Genomic DNA, 18,764 nt, shown 5'->3' with positions numbered 1-18,764 from the left:
AGAGTTTCCCCATTCGAATCGACATACAGACCATGAACGCCAATGCCTTCGAGGCCCACGCGCCGCGTGCGTTGCCTTCTTCCTTTCCGCTCCTGCAGCCGATCGCTGCGGTCCCGCCCGAACGGGGCACGCGGCTGAAAGCCCATGTCCTCCGGTGCAGCCTCGTGACGCCGCACATGCGCCGCATCACCCTCGGCGGCCCGGACGTCGCGGCCTTCCTGCGCCACGCGGCAGCCGACCAACCTGGCGCCTGGGTGAAGGTGTTCGTGCCCGGCGGCGAAGGGCGGGCCTACACCCTTCGCCGCATCGACCGCGTCGCCGCCACGCTCGAGCTGGACTTCGTGCTGCACGGCGACAGCGGCCATGAAGGCCCGGCCTCGGCCTGGGCGGCGCGGGCGCAACCCGGCGAATACGTCAGCTTTGCCGGGCCGCGCGACGGCGGCTTTGCGCTCCCGGACGACGCGCGCTGGGTGATGCTGGCCGGCGACGCGACCGCGCTGCCCGCGATCCAGTCGATTGCCGCGAGCCTCGGGCCGGAGATCCGCCTCAAGACCTATGTCGAAGTGCCCACGGCCGCCGATGTGCAGGAGATCCGCAGCCAGGCCGTGCTGCGCACCTGCTGGCTCACCGGCGATCCGGCCGAGCCGGGGCTGGCGCTGCAGCAGCAGCTGATGCACCGCCCGCAGCCGGCGGGGCCGGGTTACATCTGGCTGGCGGGCGAGTCGGGCGTGGTGCGCACTTTGCGCGCCCATTTCCTGAACGACCAGGGCCTGGCGCGCACGCGCCTGACCGCCAAGGGCTACTGGAAGCACGGCGAAGCCGATCACCGCGACCGGGCCTGAGCCCGAGGCGCGCTGGCCGGGTCAGTGCTCGGCCGGTGCGTGGCGCGTGCGGGTGTCCGATGGCCGCTCGCCGAAGCGCGCGCGGTACTGCGCCGCGAAATGGCCCAGGTGCAGGAAACCGTGCTTCTGTGCCACGTCGCGCACCCCTGTCTGCATGGACGCAGCCTGCAGCTCGGCGCGCACGCGGTCGAGCCGCAGCTCGCGCAGGAACTCCATCGGCCCCTGGCCCGCATGCTGGCGGAACGCGAGCTGCAGGGCGCGTGCGCTGCAGCCGGCCTCGCGGCACACGTCGGCCAGCGACAGCGGCTGCTCGGCGTGCGCGGCCATGAACTCCTGCGCCTTGCGCACCGCGCGCGGCAGCAAGTGGCGCTGCGTGTCTCCAGCAAGGGCGCGTGAATGGTTGTGACCCGCCGACATCAGCAGGCTCGACATCAGGTATTCCTCGGCATGCTCGGCCAGGCGTCCGCCGCCTTGCAGCGCATTGCCGGCGTCGAGCGTGAGCCGCAGGTAGTCGATGAAGTGCACCAGCGGCGCGAGCGCGGGGTTGTCCAGCGGCACGCCGAGGTCGAACACCAGGTGCTGCCGCACGGGCGCCTGCAGCAGCGCTTCGAGCCGCGACAGCAGCGCCGCGCGCGCGATGCGCACGATCAGGTGCGGGCTGTCGTCGGCCCAGCGCATCGACAGCAGCTCGGTGGGCGAGGGCAGCGAGGCGATGCGCGGCGTGGCTTCGACCTGCTGGCCGCCGCAGCGGATGTCGGCGCCGCCGCGCAACGGAATCTGCAACAGGAAGAAGTCTTGCAGGTAGCCCGGGTCGATCTGCACGCCGGGGCCGTACTGCACGTAATTGAGGCTCACGTCGCGGTGCAGGCGCGCGCTGTGGTGGCAGGCGTCCAGTTCGGTGCGCGGGCGCAGCATCGTGAGGCCGTGCGGGCAGAACACGCGGGCCACGCTCTCGCGTGCCTCGTCCATGTCGTGGCTCTCGAACAGGCGGTAACGCTGCAGCGGCAGCCGTGGGGCGGTGGCGGTTTCCATAGGGAAGCGGAGTGACCCTAGCAAAAAGCCTTCCAGCCCACAATTCGGGCCGTCCCTTGGCACCTGTGTAAAAAACCTGCGCGGCAGGGACAGCCCCTGCGTTTTCGGGATCGGCCGGCGAGGCCTTCCGCTCTACCTTTGGCCCCTTCGCCGAACCGGCGATTCAACCGAGGAGAGCAAGCGTCATGTTCAAGGGTCTCGAAGGCAAAAGCGCCATCGTCACGGGTGGTTCGACATTGATAGGCGCCGGCGTGGTGCGCGCCTTCCACGCGGCGGGCGTGAAGGTGGTCATCGCCGACATCGACGCCGACAAGGGCCAGCCGCTGGCCGACGCACTCGGTGCCGGGGTGCGCTTCGTGCGCACCGACATCACCGACGACGCGCAGGTGAAGGCCTGCGTCGACGAGGCGGTTGCCCGCCACGGCGGCGTGGACTTTCTCGTCAACCTGGCCTGCTCGTACGTGGACGACGGCTTCAAGTCGCCGCGCGCCGACTGGCTCACTTCGTTCAACGTGAACGTGGTCAGCGCCGTCGCGATGCTGCAGGCAGTGCACCCGCACATGGTCGCGGCCGGCGGCGGGGCGGTGGTCAACTTCACCAGCATCTCGTCGCGCGTGGCCCAGACCGGGCGCTGGCTCTACCCCGTGAGCAAGGCCGCGATGGCGCAGCTCACGCGCAACATGGCGATGGACCTCGCGCCCGACCGCATCCGCGTGAACAGCGTCTCGCCGGGCTGGACCTGGTCGGCGGTGATGGACCAGCTGACCGGCGGCGACCGCGCGCGCACCGACCGCGTGGCCGCGCCCTACCACCTGCTCGGGCGCGTCGGCGACCCCGACGAAGTGGCGCAGGTGGTGCTGTTCCTGTGCTCCGAGCACGCGAGCTTCGTCACCGGCGCCGACTACGCGGTGGATGGCGGCTACTCCGCCATGGGCCCCGAGCAGGCCGTGCCGGCCATTCCCCGCCTGATGGAACCCTGATCCCTCCGCACGCAAGCACCACACCACGAGACAACACAGAAGGAACAAGCCATGAAGCGAATCGCCATCGTCGGCGCGGGCCAGTCGGGCCTGCAACTGGGACTGGGTCTGCTGGACGCAGGCTACGAGGTCACGATGTACAGCAACCGTTCGGCGGACGACATCCGCCACGGCAAGGTCATGTCGAGCCAGTGCATGTTCCACACCGCGCTGCAGGTCGAACGCGACCTCGGGCTCGACCAGTGGGCCAACGACTGCCCCACGGTCGACGGCATCGGTTTCGCCGTGCTGCACCCCGAGCAGAAGGGCGCCAAGGCCATCGAATGGGCGGCGCGGCTGAACTCCAGCGCGCAGTCGGTCGACCAGCGCGTGAAGGTGCCGGCGTGGATGGCGCAGTTTCAGCAGAAGGGCGGCGAGCTGGTCTTCAAGGACGCCGGCATCGACGACCTCGAAGCCTGCACCCGCAGCCACGACCTCACGCTGGTGGCCAGCGGCAAGGGCGAGATCTCGAAGCTCTTCGAGCGCGACGCCGCCAAGTCGACCTACGACCAGCCGCAGCGCGCATTGGCGCTCACCTACGTGAAGGGCATGCGCCCGCGTACGCCGTTCTCGGCCGTGTGCTTCAACCTGATTCCGGGCGTGGGCGAGTACTTCGTGTTCCCGGCGCTCACCACCAGTGGCCCGTGCGAGATCATGGTGTTCGAAGGCGTGCCGGGCGGCCCGATGGACTGCTGGGCCGACGTGAAGACGCCGCAGGAGCACCTCGCGCGCAGCAAGTGGATCCTCGACACGTTCACGCCCTGGGAGGCCGAGCGCTGCCAGGACATCGAACTCACCGACGACAACGGCATCCTCGCGGGCCGCTTCGCACCCACCGTGCGCAAGCCGATTGCCACGCTGCCTTCGGGCCGCAAGGTGCTCGGCCTGGCCGACGTGGTCGTGCTCAACGACCCGATCACGGGGCAGGGCTCGAACAACGCGGCCAAGTGCGCCGACACCTACCTGAAGAGCATCCTGGCGCGCGGCGACGGCGCAGCCGATGCGCCGTGGATGCAGCAGACCTTCGACCGCTACTGGTTCGGCTACGCGCAATGGGTCACGCGCTGGACCAACATGCTGCTCGCACCGCCGCCGCCGCATGTGCTCAAGCTGCTCGGCAGCGCCGGCGCCGTGCCGCCGATGGCCAGCGCCATCGCCAACGGCTTCGACGACCCGCGCACCTTCTTCCCGTGGTTCGCCGATCCGCAAGAGGCCGACCGCTACCTCGACACCTGCACTGCCGCTGCGGCAGCGGCGTAGGCGGAGCCAGCGCATGACACGACGCGTGGCCATCGTCGGCGCCGGCCAGTCCGGCATGCAGCTCGCCCTGGGCCTGTTGGCCAAGGGATACGCGGTGACGGTGTACGCGAACCGCACGGCGCAGGAAATCTTCGACGGGCCGGTGATGTCGAGCCAGTGCATGTTCGAGACCGCGCTGCAGACCGAGCGCGAACTGGGGCTCGACAGCTGGGCCGACACTTGCCCGCTCGTCGAGGGCATCGGCATGTCGGTGCGCAGCCCCGAGGGCCACCGCGCCATCGCGTGGGCAGCGAAGCTCGACGGCCCCGCGCAGTCGGTCGACCAGCGCCTGAAGATCGCTGCGTGGATGCATCTGTTCGAAGCGCGCGGCGGCCGTCTCGTGCACCAGGACGCCGACCTCGACACGCTGGAAGAGGGCGCGCGCACGCACGACCTCGTGGTCGTTGCGAGCGGCAAGGGCGAGATCTCGGCGCTGTTCCCTCGCGACGCGGCGCGTTCGCCGTTCGACCAGCCGCAGCGCGCGCTGGCGCTCACCTACGTGAAGGGCATGCGCCCGCGCGACTCCTTTTCGGCCGTGAGCTTCAACCTCATTCCGGGTGTCGGCGAGTACTTCGTGTTCCCCGCGCTCACCACCAGCGGCCCGTGCGAGATCATGGTGTTCGAAGGCGTGCCCGGCGGCCCGATGGACTGCTGGGACGACGTGAAGACGCCGCAGGAGCACCTGGCGCGCAGCAAGCAGATCCTCGCCACCTTCCTGCCCTGGGAAGCCGAACGCTGCGCGCACATCGAGCTGACCGACGACCACGGCGTGCTGCGTGGCCGCGTTACGCCCCTGGTGCGCCACCCGGTCGCCACGCTGCCTTCGGGTCGTCAGGTGCTGGGCCTTGCCGATGCGGTGGTGCTCAACGACCCGATCACGGGGCAGGGGTCGAACAACGCAGCCAAGGCGGCCGACATTTATCTCAAACGCATCCTCGAGCACGGCGACGCGCCCTTCGATGCTGCGTGGATGCAGCAGCCGTTCGACCGCTACTGGGAAGGCTACGCCCGCTGGGCCACCGACTGGACGCACAGCCTGCTCGCACCGCCCGCACCGCACCTGCAGAAGCTGCTGCAGAGCGCCACCCACATGCCTGCGGTGGCGAGCGCGGTGGTCAACGGCTTCGACGATCCCCGCAACTTCGCGCCCTGGTGGTTCGACGCGGCCGAAGCCGACCGCTTTCTGGAAACGAAGGCGCGCGAGGCGGTGGTCGACCGCTTCGACCGGCGCGACTTCCGCAAGGCGCTCGGCCAGTTCAGCACCGGCGTCACGGTCATCACCACGCGCGCGCTCGACGGGCGCCGCGTCGGCATGACGGCCAACTCGTTTTCGTCGGTGTCGCTCGACCCGCCGCTGGTGCTGTGGAGCCTCGCGCGGCAGGCGCCCAGCGTGGCCGACTTCACCGGCGCGAGCCACTTCGCGATCAACGTGCTGGCCGCGCCGCAGCACCACCTGTCGCGCCAGTTCTCGACGCCACAGGCCGACAAGTTCGGCGGCGTCGATTGCTGCGAAGGCACGGCCGGCGTGCCGCTGCTCAACGGCGTGCTCGCGCGCTTCGTGTGCCGCAACGTGCGGCAGTACGACGGCGGCGACCACCTGATCTTCATCGGCGAGGTCGAAGGCTACGAACGCTTCGACGGCGAGCCGCTGGTTTTTCACTCGGGCTACTACCAAGTCACGACGCGCCATCCGGAATGCGTACAGTGAGCACCTGGTTCCCCACGTCCACCTTTCAGCATTGAACGGAGTCACACACCCATGCAGAACAAGGCATCCCCATCGTCGTCGCAAGACATTCGCATCCAGACCAGCGACGGCAGCGGCAGCTTCGGCGCCTACCTCGCCCTGCCGCGCGGCGGCACCGGCCCGGGCCTGGTGCTCGCGCAGGAAATCTTCGGCGTCAACAAGACCATGCGCGACGTGGCCGACTACTACGCCGAAGAAGGCTACGTGGTGCTCGTGCCCGACCTGTTCTGGCGCCAGGAGCCCGACGTGCAGCTGGGCTATTCGCCCGACGACTGGCAGCGCGCCTTCGCGCTCTACCAGGGCTTTGACGAAGCGCTCGGCATGCAGGACATGCAGGCCGCGATCACCGCGCTGCGCCAGCGCCCCGAGGTGCCCGGCGGCAAGGTCGGCGTGCTCGGCTTCTGCCTGGGCGGCAAGCTGGCCTACCTCGCGGCCTGCCGCACCGACGCGGATGTGGCGGTGGGCTACTACGGCGTGGGCATCGACGCCGCGCTCGACGAGGCCGACCGCATCCGATGCAAGCTGGCGCTGCACGTGGCCGAGCTCGACGGCTTCTGCCCGCCCGAAGCGCGCGACCGCATCGTGCAGACCCTGCGCGGCCGGCCGAACGTCGAGGTGCACGTGTACCCCGGCGTCGACCATGCCTTCGCGCGCGTGGGCGGCGAACACTTCCACCGCGCCTCGGCCCTCATGGCGCACGAGCGCAGCGTGGCCGCGCTGAAGTCGGCCATCGGCCCGAACTACGACCTGGCGGCGCTGTGGGACAAGCACTGCGAGTACGAGTTCGGCACCCGCAACGTCGACGACACCATGGGCACGATGGTGGCCGAGCCCTACGTGAACCACATCCCGACCATGACCGGCGGCGTGGGCTACCAGAACCTGCACGCGTTCTATACGAACCACTTCGTCAACAGCAACCCGCCCGACACCTCGCTGGTGCCGATCTCGCGCACCGTGGGCGCGACGCAGGTGGTCGACGAAATGCTGTTCTGCTTCACCCACACCACCGAGATCCCGTGGATGCTGCCCGGCGTGGCGCCCACCGGAAAGCGCGTGGAGATTCCGCTGCTCGCGGTCATCAAGTTCCGCGGCGACAAGCTCTACCACGAGCACATCTACTGGGACCAGGCGAGCGTGCTGGTGCAGGTGGGCCTGCTCGACGCGGCGCTGCTGCCGGTGGCGGGCGTGGAAACGGCACGCAAGCTGCTCGACGAGACGCTGCCGTCGAACGCGCTGTTGACGCGCCCCCGCGGCTGAGTCGCTTTGCGGTGATTCTTCAGGCGCCGTTGTTGGCCGGCGGCGCCTGCTGCAAGCGATAGTCGCGCGGCGCCACGCCGTGCTGCTTGCGGAATGCCGCGGTGAAGCGGCCGTGGCACTCCCACCCCGCTTCGGCCGCGATGGCCTGCACGCTGAGTTGCGTGTCGCGCAGCAGCCGCGCGGCCAGCGCCAACCGCTCGGCCACGAGCAGGCCGTAGACCGTCGTGCCCTCGGCTTCCTTCACATGGGCCTGCAGCCGCGTGGCGCGCAGGTCGAGCCGCTGCGCGAGCGCATCGACCGTCCAGACCTGCGCCGGCGCTTCACCGAGCAGCGCACGGAGCCTGCGCACTGTCTGCGCGGCCGCACCGCCGTGGGTGTCTTCTGAGCGCGCAGGACGCAGCAGTTGTTCCAGGTCGAGCAGCACGCAGGTCAGCAGCTCGGTCGCACGCGCATGGAACAGCGGCACGAAGGCCGGCCGATCGGAAGGCTCGTCGCCGATGCGCGCCAGGCAGTCGCGCACGCGCGGCGTGAGCGCCGCGTTGCACAGCACCCGGCCGTCGTCGCGCTCGACCAGCTCGCTCATCTGTCGTGCGGGCAGCCGCACGCCCAGCGCATGCAGCCAGCGCGGCAGCAGGTCGCGCCGCAGGCGGAACTGCACGAAGTTGTTGCGACAGGCGCCGGGAATGTGGATGAGGTAGCCGCCGTCGCGGTTCGGCGTGCGCAGCAACGCGCGGTCGACGCGGAAGTCGAGCGGCCGGCCTTGCGCGCTGCCGATCTCGCCCGTGACGTGGCCCGCGAGAAAGAAGGTCAGCAGCAGCTCGTTGCCGGGCGCCAGCTGCACGTGCAGGTCGTCGTTCAACCTGAAATCGAAGTACAGCGCGCTCGCGCCTTCCCACGGCATGGTGCGCAGCCGCAGGATGCGGCCGCCGTCGTCGGGCCAGCGCACCTCGCGGCTCGCGCCATCGTGCAGCGCCGGCAGTGCGAGCGGGCGATCGGCGGGCAGACGGATCAGCGCGGCGTTGAAATCGTCCTCGCGCAGCGCGGCGGCCGTGAGGGACGAGGGCTGGATCGGCACAGTCTGCGATGGGATCGGCATAGAAAACCCTGACAGGCGGCGTTAGCGTTGCAACACTTTGGTTTGAACGGAGTTTATGGATGAATGCTCGACGTGTCTGCCGGTTTCTGGGGCTCCTGGCGGCCCTCGCCGCGGGGTGGATGCCGGCGCTTGCCGGTGCGCAGAGTGCCTGGCCTTCGCGGCCGATTCGCCTCGTCGTGCCCTTCGTGGCGGGCGGCGGTGCCGACGTGGCCGCGCGGCTCATCGCGGCCAAGCTGCAGGTGCAGCTGGGTCAGCAGGTGGTGGTCGACAACAAGCCGGGCGGCAACACGCTGATCGGCGCGCAAGAGATCATGAAGGCCGCGCCCGACGGCTACACGCTGCTGTGGTCCATCGACCAGACCTTCGTGCTCAACCCCTCCCTCTATAACCGGCTGCCCTACGACCCGAGGAAAGACTTCACGCCGGTGGCGCTGGCCATCACCTCGCCCACGGCCGTCATTGCGCGCACCCAACCAGGCAGCGTGGGGGACGTGCATGAGCTGGTGAAGCGTGCCAAGGTCGACCCCGGAAAGATCAACATCGGCGCGGCCGCGATCCTGTCGCAGATGGCGCTCGAAGAGTTCAACCGCAGCGCCGGCATCGAGACCACGCGCGTGCCCTACAAGGGCAGCGCCGAAGTGGCGCAGGCCACCATCGCGGGCGACATCGACGCCGCCTTCGACGGCATGGCGCCCTATGTGCAGTTCGTGAAGGCGGGGCGCGCGAAGATCCTGGCCGTCACCTCGGCCAAGCGCTTCTCGGGCCTGCCCGACGTGCCCACGCTCGACGAGCTGGGCTACAAGGGCGTCGACTTCTCCGTGTGGTTCGGCGTGGTCGGCCCGGCCGGCCTGCCGCCCGAGATCGCCAAGCGCGTGAGCGACGGCGTCGACTGGGCGATCCGCCAACCCGACGTGGTCGAGAAGCTGCTGGTGTTCGGCTTCGAGCCGGCCGCGCAGACCAGCGCAGCAGCACTCAAGGGCCGCATCGATAGCGACCTGGCGCGCTACAGCCCGGTGATCCGCAGGCTCGGCTTCAAGCTCGACTGAGAAGGGTGCGCGTCATGAAAACCGCGGGCCTGATCGGAGGCGTCGCGTGGCCTTCCACGCTCAGCTACTACCGCTTGTTGAACGAGCACATCCAGCGCGAACTCGGCGGCCTGCACTCGGCCCGCTGCGTGATCGTGAGCCTGGACTTCGCCGGCGTCGTCGCCGCCATGACCGAAGGGCGCGGCGACGACGCACGCGCCCAGATGGAAACCGCGGCGCGCCAGGCCCGTGCGGCCGGCGCGGAACTCATCGCGATCCTCGCGAACACCGGTCACTTCGCAGCCGACGCCGTGCAGGCCGCGGCGGGCGTGCCGCTGGTGCACGTGGCGCGTGAAACCGGCGACGAGATCGCGTCGCGCTTCCCATCGATGCGCCGCCTCGGCCTGCTGGCCACGAGCTTCGCGCTCGACGCGCCGTTCTTCGGCCAGATGCTGGGGGAGGGCGCGGGCTTCGAGCTGGTGCTGCCCGACGCCGCGCAGCGGCGCACGCTCGACGCGGCCATCTTCGGACCGCTTGCGCGCGGCGAGGCCAGCCCCGCCGACGCCGCCGTCATCTCGACGCTGTGCAACGCGCTCGTGGCGCGCGGCGCGCAAGGCATCGTGCTCGGCTGCACCGAGTTGAGCGCCGTGAAGCCCTGGATCGCCTGCGCCGCACCGCTGTTCGATTCCACCGACATCCACGCCCGCGCCATCGCGCGCGAGATGACCCGGGCCTGAATCCATTTCCACACAGAGAACGAAAGAGAGACCTTTGCATGCAGACCGCCGACTTCCCCTTGCCCTTTGTCAATGCGCCCTACAGCCGCGCGATGTTCGACGACGAATGGATCTTCGTCTCCGGCACCATCGGCATGGACTACGACACGCAGACGCTCGCCGTCAGTGCCGAAGACCAGACCCGGCTGATGGTGCGCAACATCGAGAAGTACCTCGCGGCCTGCGGCGGGCGGCTCGAGCAGGTCATCAACTACACGCTGATCGTGGCTGGCGCCGAGCACCTGGGCGCGGTGGTGCAGACGCTGTCCGAAGTACTGCCCTGCAAGCCGACCGGCACCGCCATGCTGGCCGGCATCGCCGTGCCGAAGGCCTGGGTGGAGATGCAGGTGATTGCGCGCAAGAGCCAGCCGGTGAGCGAGGCCAAGCCATGACACCGCGTTCCAGCGGGTGGGTGCGCATCGGTTTTTGCGCGCTTGCCTGTGTCGTGGCCGGTTGTGGCGGCGACAGCGGCGGTGGTGGAGGATTCTTCGGTGGACCCGTCGTCACGACGCCACCCCCCGCACCGTCTGTGTCGAGCGAGAAGTACAGCGCCGAGGTGCGCTGGACGCAGTACGGCCTGCCGCACATCAAGGCCAAGGATTACGCGGGCCTGGGCTACGGCCATGGCTATGCCGTTGCGCGCGACCACTTGTGCCTGCTCGCCGATCGCGTGCTCACGCTGCGCGGCGAACGCTCGGAACGCTTCGGCCCCGACGGCCTGGCGACTGTGGCGTTTCTGCAGCTTCCCAACCTCGACAGCGACCTGTTCTACCGCGTGCAGCTGTCGGACGATGAGGTCGAGACCGCCTGGAAGGGCCTGTCCGCCGACGCGCGCCAGCTCGCCGAAGGCTACGCCGCCGGTTTCAATCGCTGGGTGCGCGACATGGCGCCCGAAGCGCGTCCCGCCGCGTGCAAGGACCTCGCGCTGCCGCAGATGACCGTCAGCGATGTGGTGCGCGCCACGATGCAGGTGGGCTCGCTGTGGAAGGCGATGAGCGTCGCAGCGTATGCCTCGGCATCGGCCTGGAATCAGCTGGACGCGCCACCTGTGGCAAAGGCCAAGGGCGACCGCCCACCGACGCAGCGCATGGCGAGCAACGCCTGGGCCTACGGCGCCGAGGCCACGGGCACGAACACCTCGATCATGGTCGCCAACCCGCACACGCTGTGGCAGGACCACTGGCTGCTGATGCACCAGATGCACCTCACCATTCCCGGCGAGATCGATGTGATGGGCGCCGACTTCCTGGGCCTGCCGCTGCCGCTGTCGGGCTTCACGAAGCATCTGGCCTGGAGCATCGAGGCGCCCTCGACCGTGACCTACCCGCTGCTGGTGGCGCTGGACGTGAAGCCCGGCGCGACGCCTTCGTACACGGTCGATGGCGCCCCGCGCGAGCTGACGATGAAGACCGTCGCATTGCGCGTGAGGCAGCCCGACGGCAGCGTGCGCACGCAAAGCCACGACCTGCCGTACTCGCACCTCGGGCCGCTGTACCGGTTGCCGGCGGCAGCGGGCCGCCCGGCCGGCTGGCATGCCGTGACCGATCCCAACGTGGCGAATGCGCGCGCGCTCGACCAGATCCTCGCGGTGGCAAAAGCGCGCGACATCGGCGGTTTCGAGCAGGCGGTGGCGCGCAACCGCGGCATCACGGCGCACCTGATCGCGGGCGACAGCCAGGGGCAGGCGATGTACATCGAGTCGGGGCCGCTGCTCGACATCGGCGATGCCGCGTTGCGCGACTGCGCCGTGGTGCCGCCGCCCGACGACGCCACCGTGCCGGCCGCGCTCGACGGCCGCCGCAGCGCCTGCGCCGTGCGCGATGACGAGGGGCGGCCGCGCCTCGCACCGGCCAGCCGCATTCCAGCGCTCGCCACGCGGGGCATCGTGCAGAACGCCAACGACAGCTACAGCCTCTCGCTGGTGGGGCGCCAGCTCGATGGGTACTCATTGCTGCTCGGCAGTCCGAAGGCTGCGCCTGGTGCGCGCACGCTGATGTCGCAACGGCAGATCGAAGACAGCCTGGCCGACAGCCGCATCGACGTGGCCGAAGCCACTGACCTGGTGTTCGGCAATCGCAACTACCTGGCCGAGACCACGCTCGATGCCGTGCTGGCCGCCTGCACCAGCGCCAAGGGCGATGCCACGGTGCAGCGTGCCTGCGGCATCCTGGCTGCGTGGGACCGGCGCCACCACGTCGACAGCCGCGGCACCTTGCTGTTCACCGAACTGGGCCCTCGGCTCGAGGGCGTGCCGGGCCTGTATGCGCAACCCTTCGACCCGGCGCATCCCTTCCGCGTGCGGCCGGTGTCGTCAGCGCCGGGCGTGACGGCTGGCATCGTCGCGGCCGTGCGCGACACGGCGAATGCGCTCGCGGCGCTGGGGCTGCGTGGCGACGAGCGATGGGGCGACATGCTGGCGCGGCCCACGCCGCGCGGCCGCGTGCCGCTGCATGGCGGCCCGGGCGGGCAGGGCGTGCTCAATGCGCTCGAGGGTGCGCCGCTCACGAAAGAGGGCTACGGCGACATCATCGCGGGCACGTCGTACGTGCATGTGGTCACGTGGGCGCAGGGCCAGCCGGTGGCGCGCGTGATGATGGCGGGCGGGCAGTCGAGCGATCCGGCGTCGCCGCACCACGACGACCAGCTCGAACTTTTCTCGCGCAAGCAGCTGGTGAAGCCGCCTTTCACCGAGGAAGAGATTGCGGCCGATCCGAAGCTGGAGCGGCGCACGTTGCGCGAGTGACGATGTCGCCAGGCCGGGGCCTGGCGATGCCGTCGCTCAGACCGTCATGCCTTGTTCAACGTCGAGCGTCTTGCGGCGCGCCATCGCCAGGTTCGACTTGGTCTTGTCCAGCACCAGGTAGACGAACAGGCCTTCCTTCTTCTGCATCGGGCGGATGATGTGGTACTGCTTGCCGAGCGTGATCAGCATGTCTTCGATGGTGTCGTTCAGGCCGAGGTCGCGCATGGTGCGCAGCTTGGCGCGGACCACTTCGGTGTTGCCCGCGGCGGCCACTTCAAGGTCGACGCCCGCGCCGATCTGGCCGAGGATCATGCCGCTGCTCGAGTCGACCAGCGCTGCGCACAGGGCGCCGTCGCAGGTCATCAGTTCGTCCATGGATTGCTTGATATTTGCCATCGAAATCTTTCCTAGTCCTCGCCCCTGAAAGTCGGCGGCCACCCGGGCGAAGGGGATGGGCGGCCACCGGTGTCGAATGGGTGTTGCGGTGCGCCGGCGTCCGGCGCCCGCGTCAGGCGTGCTGCAGCAGCTGCGTCGCCTGTTTCGCGAAGTAGAGGACCTGGCCGATGATGGCGTCGCGGCTGGTGACCACGCTCACGATCAGCGTCATCTCGGGGTGCCGCGCCTGCAGCATCAGGATGTGGCCGTGCGTGGCCTCGATGGCCACGTTGTCGCAATGGCCCAGCTGGCTTTCCTCGCCGGCCACGGCGCCCAGGGCGGCGAGCGAACTGGCAATGGCCGACAGGCGCGCGACCTGCGCGGTGTTCTCGACGCGCGCGGCCAGCTCGAGGCCGTCTTCGGTGGAGATCACCACGGCCTTCACGCCCTTGATTTCCCGCATCAGGGTGTCGATGGCCGATTCCGCTGCCAGCCTGATTCTTGGAGTGATGTTCATTGCTGCCTGAATGGAAGAAAAGAAGAAGAAGGGGAGTGCGCCGCGGCGTCAGACCTCGAGCTGGAGCAGGAGCAGCTCCAGCAGCTGCACGACCTGCTGCGGATCGGTGACGTTGGCCGGCAGCACCGGGCACACGACGCCCTTGGCCTCCATGCGCCGGGCGTAGGCGTCGAGGCCGGGGTTCGGGTGGTTTTCCATGCGGCCCACCGCGACCACGCAGGCGGTCTGCGCAATCAACTCTGCAAAGCCGTCGAGGTAGATGTCGAGGTCGGCCAGCGGGTCGGGGCGGCTGTTGTCCACGAGGATCACCACGCCGAGCGCGCCGCGGCCCAGGATGCGCCACATGAAGTCGAAGCGCATCTGGCCGGGCGTGCCATACAGGCGCAGTTTTTCGCCGTTGTCGAGCGTGAGTTCGCCGTAGTCCAGCCCGACCGTGGTGGTGGCCTTGGCCACCGATGTGTCGCTGTTGCGCACGTCGGTGCTCACGGGCGGAATCTCGCTCACGCCGGCGATGGCCGTGGTTTTGCCGGCGCCCATGGTGCCGGTGAAGAGGATCTTGTGTTCTACGGTCATTGAGGGCCTGGCGGCTGCAAGCCGAGTCGGTTCCTGATGCGTGCCAGCAGACCAGGCTGGACGGCGTCGCGCGTCGGCGCGGGAAAGCGGCTGTCGGGGAAGACGCTGTCGGGCGCCGATGCAGCCACCAGGGCGCCGGCGGTGGCGGTGGCGGGGCGCTCGAGCAAGCCCGCGCGCCGCAGGTCGGCCAGGAAATCCGCGCATTCCTGGCGCGTGGCGGGCGAGCGCTGCTGGAGCGACAGCACCGAGGCGGGCCGGTTGGACATCAGCGTGGCCAGCCGAAGGCGGATCGGCGCTTCGAGCACCGCGGCCGGCGGCCAGCGCAGCATGCGGAATTCTTCGTGCTCGCTGATCGGCGCCTCGGTTGCGGCCAGTCCCAGTCCGCGGGCATGGACCACCATCGCGCCGAGGCGGTTGAGCGCCACTTCCAGCGCGTCGGTGTGCAATGGCAGGGCCAGGAAGGGGCCGCGTTGCGGGTCGGCATGGGCGACGGTCAGCGTGGGCACCGCCGTCTGGGGCGAGGCCGCCGCGATGGCGACTTGTTCGCCCACGACCCGCAGGTCGGCCTGGTCGGCCTTCCACGACCAGTTCTGGTGGGTCCGGTGGTCGAGCAGCCGGATCAGCGACTTGAGCAGCACTTCTTCGCGGTGCGGCAGCCCCTCGACGCTGTAGCTCAGCAAGGCGCGTTGACTCTTGGGAACGGTGTTAACGACCGTCATGGCCCCTCCGGACGCTGCAGTTCGACGCCCGATCGTCCGAACGATGTGCGCTCAACCGTATCGAAAGCGCCGATTCGTGGCGGCATCGCCGTTCTATTTGCAACTTGAGAACTCACTGGAGGAAGTTGGGCGGGGGCGCCGATCTCAATGTCGAGTCAGAGAACTAAAGTTTTCTGTTTGAATTGTTATGTGAAAATATAACAGTTGTTGCAAATAAAAACACAAGATTACGAACAACTGTTTTCAGTGGGTCGCGGACGCGACAAAGCCTCGCGGGCCGCTGGGCAGCGCGCGAGGCGTCAGAGGGGGTGAAAAGGGCGGGCGCGCAGAACGGCGCCCGCCGGGGCGTCAGTTCGCCAGTTGCGCCTGCAGGTCGGCCACTTGCCGGCGCAGGTCCGCGTTTTCGGCCGTGAGTTCGGCCACGCGCTGTTCCAGTTGCTGGACAGCGTCGAGCGACGCCGTTTCGGCGCCGTCTTCGGTCTCAGGCGCCGCTTCGCGTGACTTGCGCTTGGCTTCGCGCACGCGCTTGGCGGCCTGCTTGAGTTCGTCCTTGCCGGCGTTGGCGGCCGTCACCTGCTCTTCGGCGGGCAGGGACGCGACGGCCGCGGCCGTGTTGATCGAGATCACGCCCGATTTCACGGCCGCCACCAGCTCGGGCGCGGCCTGCTTCTGGATCTTCTCGATCATCGTGACCTGGCTGCTGCTCAGGCGCGCGGCGCGGGCGATGGCCTCGCGGCTGTTCATCGGCACGGGCGGCGGCAGGGCCTCGTCGGACGCCGGAGACGCAGTCGAAGCGGACGCGTCGTCGACATCGAAAGGCGGGTCGTCCGCCGTGGTCGGGGTGGTGACGGTGCTGCGGGCGCGGCGCTCGTCCACGATGTCTTTCTTGCGCAGGGCGAGCACGCCGCGCAGGTAGTCCGAGATGCTGCGGCGGCCCAGGTGCTGGTCGATCATCCACAGGTGCACGTCCTGCAGTGTCTTGAAGCGCGTGTTCTGCACGGTCTGGAAGGGCAGGCCGTGTTTCTGGCAGATGCCGTAGCGGTTGTGGCCGTCCACCAGCACGTCGCCCCACAGCACCAGCGCGTCGCGGCAGCCTTCGGTGAGGATGCTGCGTTCGAGGGCTTCGTACTCCTCCGGCGTCAAGGGATCGATATAGGCTTTGAGTTCTTCGTTGACGACGATGTTCATGGGTACGGGAGCGGGGAAAGGGCCGGAATTTTAGATGCCCGCACTCGTGCGGGTCGTGGGAACCGCCAGCGGCCTGTCCCATTCGAGCGGCGCGATCTCGCGGCAGACGATGCGCGTGGTGGCTGCGGTCGAAGGATCCGCTGCGGCGCACAGCGCCACGAGATGCTTTGGCGTGGGCCGCAGTTGCCAGTAATGCCAGCGCTGCACAGCGTCGTCGCCCGTGCGTGAATCCGCGAGCGCGAAGCCGATGGTGCCCGGGTCGTCCAGCGCAAAACCGAAGCTGTCGAGCGGTATCTGCAGGCCGAGGCCGCGCGCCTTGATGTAGCTTTCCTTCAGTGTCCACAGCTCGAAGAAGCGCTCGGCCTGGTCCGTCGACGGCAATGCGTCCAGGGCCTGCGCTTCGGCTGGCGAGAAGTAGTGGTTGGCCACATCGAGCGCCGCCTTGCGTTCGACGTTCTCGACATCGACGCCCAGTTCGATGTGGCGCGCAACGGCCAGCACGATGAGCCCGTCGGTGTGGCTGAGGTTGAAGTTCAGCCCGACTGCTTCACGGGCATCGCATGTGCCGATGCGAGGCCGCCCGAAAGCGTTGGTTGCGAACTGCCAGGCCTGCGGCGCGACCGGGGCGTAGCGCGACAGCACCGATCGCACCAGCGTGCGTGTCAGCAGGTAGCGATGACGGTCGCGTGCGAAGTGAAAGCGCGCCTGTTTCGACAGCTCTTCTGCGCTGAGCAACGCACGGCAGGCTGCCGTCAGCTCGGGATTGCCGGCGTCACCGTGAAAGCAGAACCAGAGGTGAATATCGCCCGGGGGCAGTGAAATAAGTGAAGCGGCGCTTGGCATGAAGGGCCACAGCTTAGAGGCGACGAAGAGCGATCCAAGGCCGTGCTGGCATCTTGCTCATGAAAAATGATGCGTTCTGAAGTGGACTATCATCGCGATCCCCCGCAGGGGCGATGCCGGGCTCCGCGTTGGTGCAGAGCTTCCGGACCCTGCGATTCTCTGCCCCGAATTCTCGCGGGGACCCACATCACTCGATTCGAACGGTGGCCCGGAAGGTCATCACGGTGACTTGAAGCTTGCATATAAATAGGAATGATTCTTATTTGTATCTATGCATAAAAAGTAGTAATCGGCTTGCGGACCGTTGCGGCTCGCTCACAGGAGGAAGAGGTGTTGAACATGCCAGTGAATTCGTCCGAGCCTTCGCTCGGAGAAGTCTTCATCGCCCATCGCTCGCAGCTTTGGCGCGTCGCCCGCAAGATCGTCAACACGGCGGATCTGGCCGACGACGTGGTGCAGGACGCCTACCTGAAGATCGTCGACGGCCCTTGCGTGCGGCACGCCGACCGTCCCATCGGCTACTGCTGCCAGGTGGTGCGCAACATGGCACTGGACTACTGCCGCCGCCACCGTGTCGAGGCCAGCTATCGCACCTTCGACGTCGACGTCGAGCTGTTGGACGTGCCGGACGTCGGCACGCCGGACCGCATGATGTGCGAGCGCCAGGTCATCACCGCCATCGATCAGGTGCTGTCCGGGCTCGCGCCGAAAACGCGACTGGTGTTCGAGCTCTATCGCCTGGAAGGCCTGACGCAGCGAGAGATAGCGGCGCGCCTGGGTTGCGCGCTCGGGCTTGTGAACGGCCTCATCGCCGAAGCTGCGACGGCCATCAAGTCGTGTGGCCATCTGCTGCTTGAACGCGGCTCGCGCTAGAGGTCGTCGCCCGCCGGTGGGAAGGGGCATGCCCGTTTCCCGCGAGAATGCGCGCTGTACGCAGTGACCGGCGCTCAAGACCCGGTCTGCACGGACCACGCGAACGGCTTTCAAGAATGACACAGGAAAAAGACGATCCCCTCTGGGACACCGCATGGGATTGGGTTCAGCGCGAACACGACCGCGAGAACTTCGATGACGCGGCGCGCACGGAAATGACCGCCTGGCTCCTGGCAGAGCCCGCGCATCGCCGTGCCTACGACAAGGCCGCGCAACTCTGGCTGCTCGCCGGTTTCGTGCCGCCTGCCAACGATTTCGGTGACGGCGACGAAGCGCCCGACGCCGGCAAGTAAGCAAGCCAGCCAGATCTTCCCGCCAACGCGCGCCGCGCGTTGTGGCCATGGCCCCGCCAGCCCACCTCGGCGGACGCAGCCATCTCTTCGCAAGTGCGCCCTCGTGAAATGAACAGATTCGCTCCCGAAGCGTCCTGTTGGCAGGGGCGCTGCAATTCGATCCGGTCCGCAATCGGTGATCGGGCGCTCCTTCTGTTCAATCACACAAGGATGCACCGATGTCGACGAGCTGTTTTGACCGTGAAGACGAAGTCTTCATCGTTCTGGTCAATCACGAAGACCAGTACTCCATCTGGCCCCACTGGAAAGCCGTTCCCGGCGGATGGACCGCCGTCGAAGGCGTTCGCGGCGACAAGAAGACCGCACTGGCCTACGTCGAGAGCCACTGGACCGACATGCGGCCGCGCTCGCTGCGCGATTGGATGCAGCAGCAACAGGACAAAGAGAGCGCACAGGCCACGGAACGCGCGGCCGGTTGATGGGC

20 protein-coding genes and 1 pseudogene are annotated in these 18,764 nt (G+C 68.3%); 13 read left to right on the top strand and 8 right to left on the bottom strand.

Annotation, left to right across the window (positions count from 1 at the left end):
• Positions 1–32 precede the first annotated feature (32 nt).
• On the top strand, positions 33–842 hold the full coding sequence (locus RZE79_RS22275) for a siderophore-interacting protein (protein WP_319356875.1): 810 nt from the start codon (positions 33–35) through the stop codon (positions 840–842).
• Positions 843–863: 21 nt separating this feature from the next.
• On the opposite strand, the gene RZE79_RS22270 is transcribed toward RZE79_RS22275, so the two are convergent.
• Entirely contained in the window at positions 864–1,874 is a 1,011-nt protein-coding gene (locus RZE79_RS22270) for an AraC family transcriptional regulator (protein ID WP_319356874.1), read from the bottom strand.
• A 185-nt stretch (positions 1,875–2,059) separates the two neighbouring features.
• Here RZE79_RS22270 and RZE79_RS22265 point away from each other — a divergent pair, with 185 nt between their 5' ends.
• From RZE79_RS22265 to RZE79_RS22245, 5 genes and pseudogenes are all read left to right on the top strand, one after another.
• Positions 2,060–2,854 carry an SDR family oxidoreductase gene (locus RZE79_RS22265; protein ID WP_319356873.1) on the top strand — a complete coding sequence of 265 codons (795 nt, stop codon included), beginning with the start codon at positions 2,060–2,062 and terminating at the stop codon, positions 2,852–2,854.
• Positions 2,855–2,905: 51 nt separating this feature from the next.
• Positions 2,906–4,153 carry a styrene monooxygenase/indole monooxygenase family protein gene (locus RZE79_RS22260; RefSeq protein WP_319356872.1) on the top strand — a complete coding sequence of 416 codons (1,248 nt, stop codon included), beginning with the start codon at positions 2,906–2,908 and terminating at the stop codon, positions 4,151–4,153.
• Between the two features lie 13 nt (positions 4,154–4,166).
• Positions 4,167–5,402: pseudogene (locus RZE79_RS22255) on the top strand (styrene monooxygenase/indole monooxygenase family protein); the annotation flags it as partial.
• Entirely contained in the window at positions 5,376–5,900 is a 525-nt protein-coding gene (locus RZE79_RS22250; protein WP_257884827.1) for a flavin reductase family protein, read from the top strand. The pseudogene RZE79_RS22255 and the gene RZE79_RS22250, both read left to right, overlap by 27 nt.
• Positions 5,901–5,951: 51 nt before the next feature.
• Complete coding sequence (locus RZE79_RS22245) at positions 5,952–7,199, top strand: dienelactone hydrolase family protein (RefSeq protein ID WP_319356871.1); 1,248 nt, start codon at positions 5,952–5,954, stop codon at positions 7,197–7,199.
• Between the two features lie 19 nt (positions 7,200–7,218).
• Here the strand turns inward: RZE79_RS22245 and RZE79_RS22240 are convergent, their stop codons facing one another.
• A complete protein-coding gene (locus tag RZE79_RS22240; protein WP_319356870.1) occupies positions 7,219–8,295 on the bottom strand; it encodes an AraC family transcriptional regulator in 1,077 nt (358 codons plus the stop codon).
• Between the two features lie 59 nt (positions 8,296–8,354).
• On the opposite strand from RZE79_RS22240, the gene RZE79_RS22235 reads away from it, so the two are divergent.
• From RZE79_RS22235 to RZE79_RS22220, 4 genes are read left to right on the top strand one after another with little or no spacing between them, the layout of a single operon-like run.
• Positions 8,355–9,341 carry a tripartite tricarboxylate transporter substrate binding protein gene (locus RZE79_RS22235; RefSeq protein ID WP_319356869.1) on the top strand — a complete coding sequence of 329 codons (987 nt, stop codon included), beginning with the start codon at positions 8,355–8,357 and terminating at the stop codon, positions 9,339–9,341.
• A gap of 14 nt (positions 9,342–9,355) precedes the next feature.
• Positions 9,356–10,057 carry an amino acid racemase gene (locus tag RZE79_RS22230; protein ID WP_319356868.1) on the top strand — a complete coding sequence of 234 codons (702 nt, stop codon included), beginning with the start codon at positions 9,356–9,358 and terminating at the stop codon, positions 10,055–10,057.
• A 38-nt stretch (positions 10,058–10,095) separates the two neighbouring features.
• The gene (locus RZE79_RS22225) at positions 10,096–10,488 is read left to right on the top strand and encodes a Rid family hydrolase (RefSeq protein WP_319356867.1); all 393 of its coding nucleotides are present in this window, start codon (positions 10,096–10,098) and stop codon (positions 10,486–10,488) included.
• Positions 10,485–12,839: a penicillin acylase family protein gene (locus RZE79_RS22220; protein ID WP_319356866.1), complete on the top strand. Its 2,355-nt coding sequence runs from the start codon at positions 10,485–10,487 to the stop codon at positions 12,837–12,839. The genes RZE79_RS22225 and RZE79_RS22220 overlap by 4 nt, the downstream gene beginning before the upstream one ends.
• 36 nt (positions 12,840–12,875) lie before the next feature.
• Here RZE79_RS22220 and RZE79_RS22215 read toward each other — a convergent pair whose 3' ends face one another.
• The 6 genes from RZE79_RS22215 to RZE79_RS22190 form a co-directional block, all read right to left on the bottom strand.
• Complete coding sequence (locus RZE79_RS22215; RefSeq protein WP_153282750.1) at positions 12,876–13,235, bottom strand: hypothetical protein; 360 nt, start codon at positions 13,233–13,235, stop codon at positions 12,876–12,878.
• A 112-nt stretch (positions 13,236–13,347) separates the two neighbouring features.
• Positions 13,348–13,731 carry a hypothetical protein gene (locus RZE79_RS22210; protein WP_101489403.1) on the bottom strand — a complete coding sequence of 128 codons (384 nt, stop codon included), beginning with the start codon at positions 13,729–13,731 and terminating at the stop codon, positions 13,348–13,350.
• Positions 13,732–13,779: 48 nt separating this feature from the next.
• Positions 13,780–14,304, bottom strand: coding sequence for an ATP/GTP-binding protein (locus RZE79_RS22205; protein ID WP_319356865.1), 525 nt, complete (start codon positions 14,302–14,304; stop codon positions 13,780–13,782).
• Positions 14,301–15,023 (bottom strand): hypothetical protein, encoded by a 723-nt coding sequence (locus RZE79_RS22200; RefSeq protein WP_319356864.1) that lies wholly within the window; start codon positions 15,021–15,023, stop codon positions 14,301–14,303. Before RZE79_RS22200 ends, RZE79_RS22205 begins: the two co-directional genes overlap by 4 nt.
• Positions 15,024–15,371: 348 nt before the next feature.
• Positions 15,372–16,211 carry a plasmid replication/partition related protein gene (locus RZE79_RS22195; RefSeq protein ID WP_319356863.1) on the bottom strand — a complete coding sequence of 280 codons (840 nt, stop codon included), beginning with the start codon at positions 16,209–16,211 and terminating at the stop codon, positions 15,372–15,374.
• A gap of 30 nt (positions 16,212–16,241) precedes the next feature.
• On the bottom strand, positions 16,242–16,946 hold the full coding sequence (locus RZE79_RS22190; protein WP_319356862.1) for a 4'-phosphopantetheinyl transferase superfamily protein: 705 nt from the start codon (positions 16,944–16,946) through the stop codon (positions 16,242–16,244).
• A 447-nt stretch (positions 16,947–17,393) separates the two neighbouring features.
• Between RZE79_RS22190 and RZE79_RS22185 the strand changes: the two genes are divergently transcribed.
• The 3 genes from RZE79_RS22185 to RZE79_RS22175 all read left to right on the top strand — a co-directional run bounded on the left by RZE79_RS22185 (position 17,394) and on the right by RZE79_RS22175 (position 18,759).
• Positions 17,394–17,927: a sigma-70 family RNA polymerase sigma factor gene (locus RZE79_RS22185; protein WP_194274091.1), complete on the top strand. Its 534-nt coding sequence runs from the start codon at positions 17,394–17,396 to the stop codon at positions 17,925–17,927.
• A gap of 116 nt (positions 17,928–18,043) precedes the next feature.
• The gene (locus RZE79_RS22180; RefSeq protein ID WP_319356861.1) at positions 18,044–18,280 is read left to right on the top strand and encodes a DUF4880 domain-containing protein; all 237 of its coding nucleotides are present in this window, start codon (positions 18,044–18,046) and stop codon (positions 18,278–18,280) included.
• A 218-nt stretch (positions 18,281–18,498) separates the two neighbouring features.
• Positions 18,499–18,759 (top strand): MbtH family NRPS accessory protein, encoded by a 261-nt coding sequence (locus RZE79_RS22175; RefSeq protein ID WP_319356860.1) that lies wholly within the window; start codon positions 18,499–18,501, stop codon positions 18,757–18,759.
• Positions 18,760–18,764 lie beyond the last annotated feature (5 nt).

Source organism: Variovorax sp. EBFNA2 (genome assembly GCF_033802765.1).
GTDB classification, from domain to species: domain Bacteria; phylum Pseudomonadota; class Gammaproteobacteria; order Burkholderiales; family Burkholderiaceae_C; genus Variovorax; species Variovorax paradoxus_H.
The sequence above is the reverse complement of the archived record's forward strand: the minus strand, read 5'-3'. Positions and strand labels throughout refer to the sequence as shown.

What these genes read in the sequence shown, in the direction of transcription:
- RZE79_RS22175 (WP_319356860.1), top strand. Translation starts at nt 18,499, where the DNA reads ATGTCGACGAGCTGTTTTGACCGTGAAGACGAAGTCTTCATCGTTCTG.
- RZE79_RS22265 (WP_319356873.1), top strand. Translation starts at nt 2,060, where the DNA reads ATGTTCAAGGGTCTCGAAGGCAAAAGCGCCATCGTCACGGGTGGTTCG.
- RZE79_RS22240 (WP_319356870.1), bottom strand. Translation starts at nt 8,295, where the DNA reads ATGCCGATCCCATCGCAGACTGTGCCGATCCAGCCCTCGTCCCTCACG.
- RZE79_RS22230 (WP_319356868.1), top strand. Translation starts at nt 9,356, where the DNA reads ATGAAAACCGCGGGCCTGATCGGAGGCGTCGCGTGGCCTTCCACGCTC.
- RZE79_RS22245 (WP_319356871.1), top strand. Translation starts at nt 5,952, where the DNA reads ATGCAGAACAAGGCATCCCCATCGTCGTCGCAAGACATTCGCATCCAG.
- RZE79_RS22185 (WP_194274091.1), top strand. Translation starts at nt 17,394, where the DNA reads ATGCCAGTGAATTCGTCCGAGCCTTCGCTCGGAGAAGTCTTCATCGCC.
- RZE79_RS22205 (WP_319356865.1), bottom strand. Translation starts at nt 14,304, where the DNA reads ATGACCGTAGAACACAAGATCCTCTTCACCGGCACCATGGGCGCCGGC.
- RZE79_RS22210 (WP_101489403.1), bottom strand. Translation starts at nt 13,731, where the DNA reads ATGAACATCACTCCAAGAATCAGGCTGGCAGCGGAATCGGCCATCGAC.
- RZE79_RS22260 (WP_319356872.1), top strand. Translation starts at nt 2,906, where the DNA reads ATGAAGCGAATCGCCATCGTCGGCGCGGGCCAGTCGGGCCTGCAACTG.
- RZE79_RS22275 (WP_319356875.1), top strand. Translation starts at nt 33, where the DNA reads ATGAACGCCAATGCCTTCGAGGCCCACGCGCCGCGTGCGTTGCCTTCT.
- RZE79_RS22180 (WP_319356861.1), top strand. Translation starts at nt 18,044, where the DNA reads ATGACACAGGAAAAAGACGATCCCCTCTGGGACACCGCATGGGATTGG.
- RZE79_RS22220 (WP_319356866.1), top strand. Translation starts at nt 10,485, where the DNA reads ATGACACCGCGTTCCAGCGGGTGGGTGCGCATCGGTTTTTGCGCGCTT.
- RZE79_RS22195 (WP_319356863.1), bottom strand. Translation starts at nt 16,211, where the DNA reads ATGAACATCGTCGTCAACGAAGAACTCAAAGCCTATATCGATCCCTTG.
- RZE79_RS22270 (WP_319356874.1), bottom strand. Translation starts at nt 1,874, where the DNA reads ATGGAAACCGCCACCGCCCCACGGCTGCCGCTGCAGCGTTACCGCCTG.
- RZE79_RS22235 (WP_319356869.1), top strand. Translation starts at nt 8,355, where the DNA reads ATGAATGCTCGACGTGTCTGCCGGTTTCTGGGGCTCCTGGCGGCCCTC.
- RZE79_RS22225 (WP_319356867.1), top strand. Translation starts at nt 10,096, where the DNA reads ATGCAGACCGCCGACTTCCCCTTGCCCTTTGTCAATGCGCCCTACAGC.
- RZE79_RS22200 (WP_319356864.1), bottom strand. Translation starts at nt 15,023, where the DNA reads ATGACGGTCGTTAACACCGTTCCCAAGAGTCAACGCGCCTTGCTGAGC.
- RZE79_RS22215 (WP_153282750.1), bottom strand. Translation starts at nt 13,235, where the DNA reads ATGGCAAATATCAAGCAATCCATGGACGAACTGATGACCTGCGACGGC.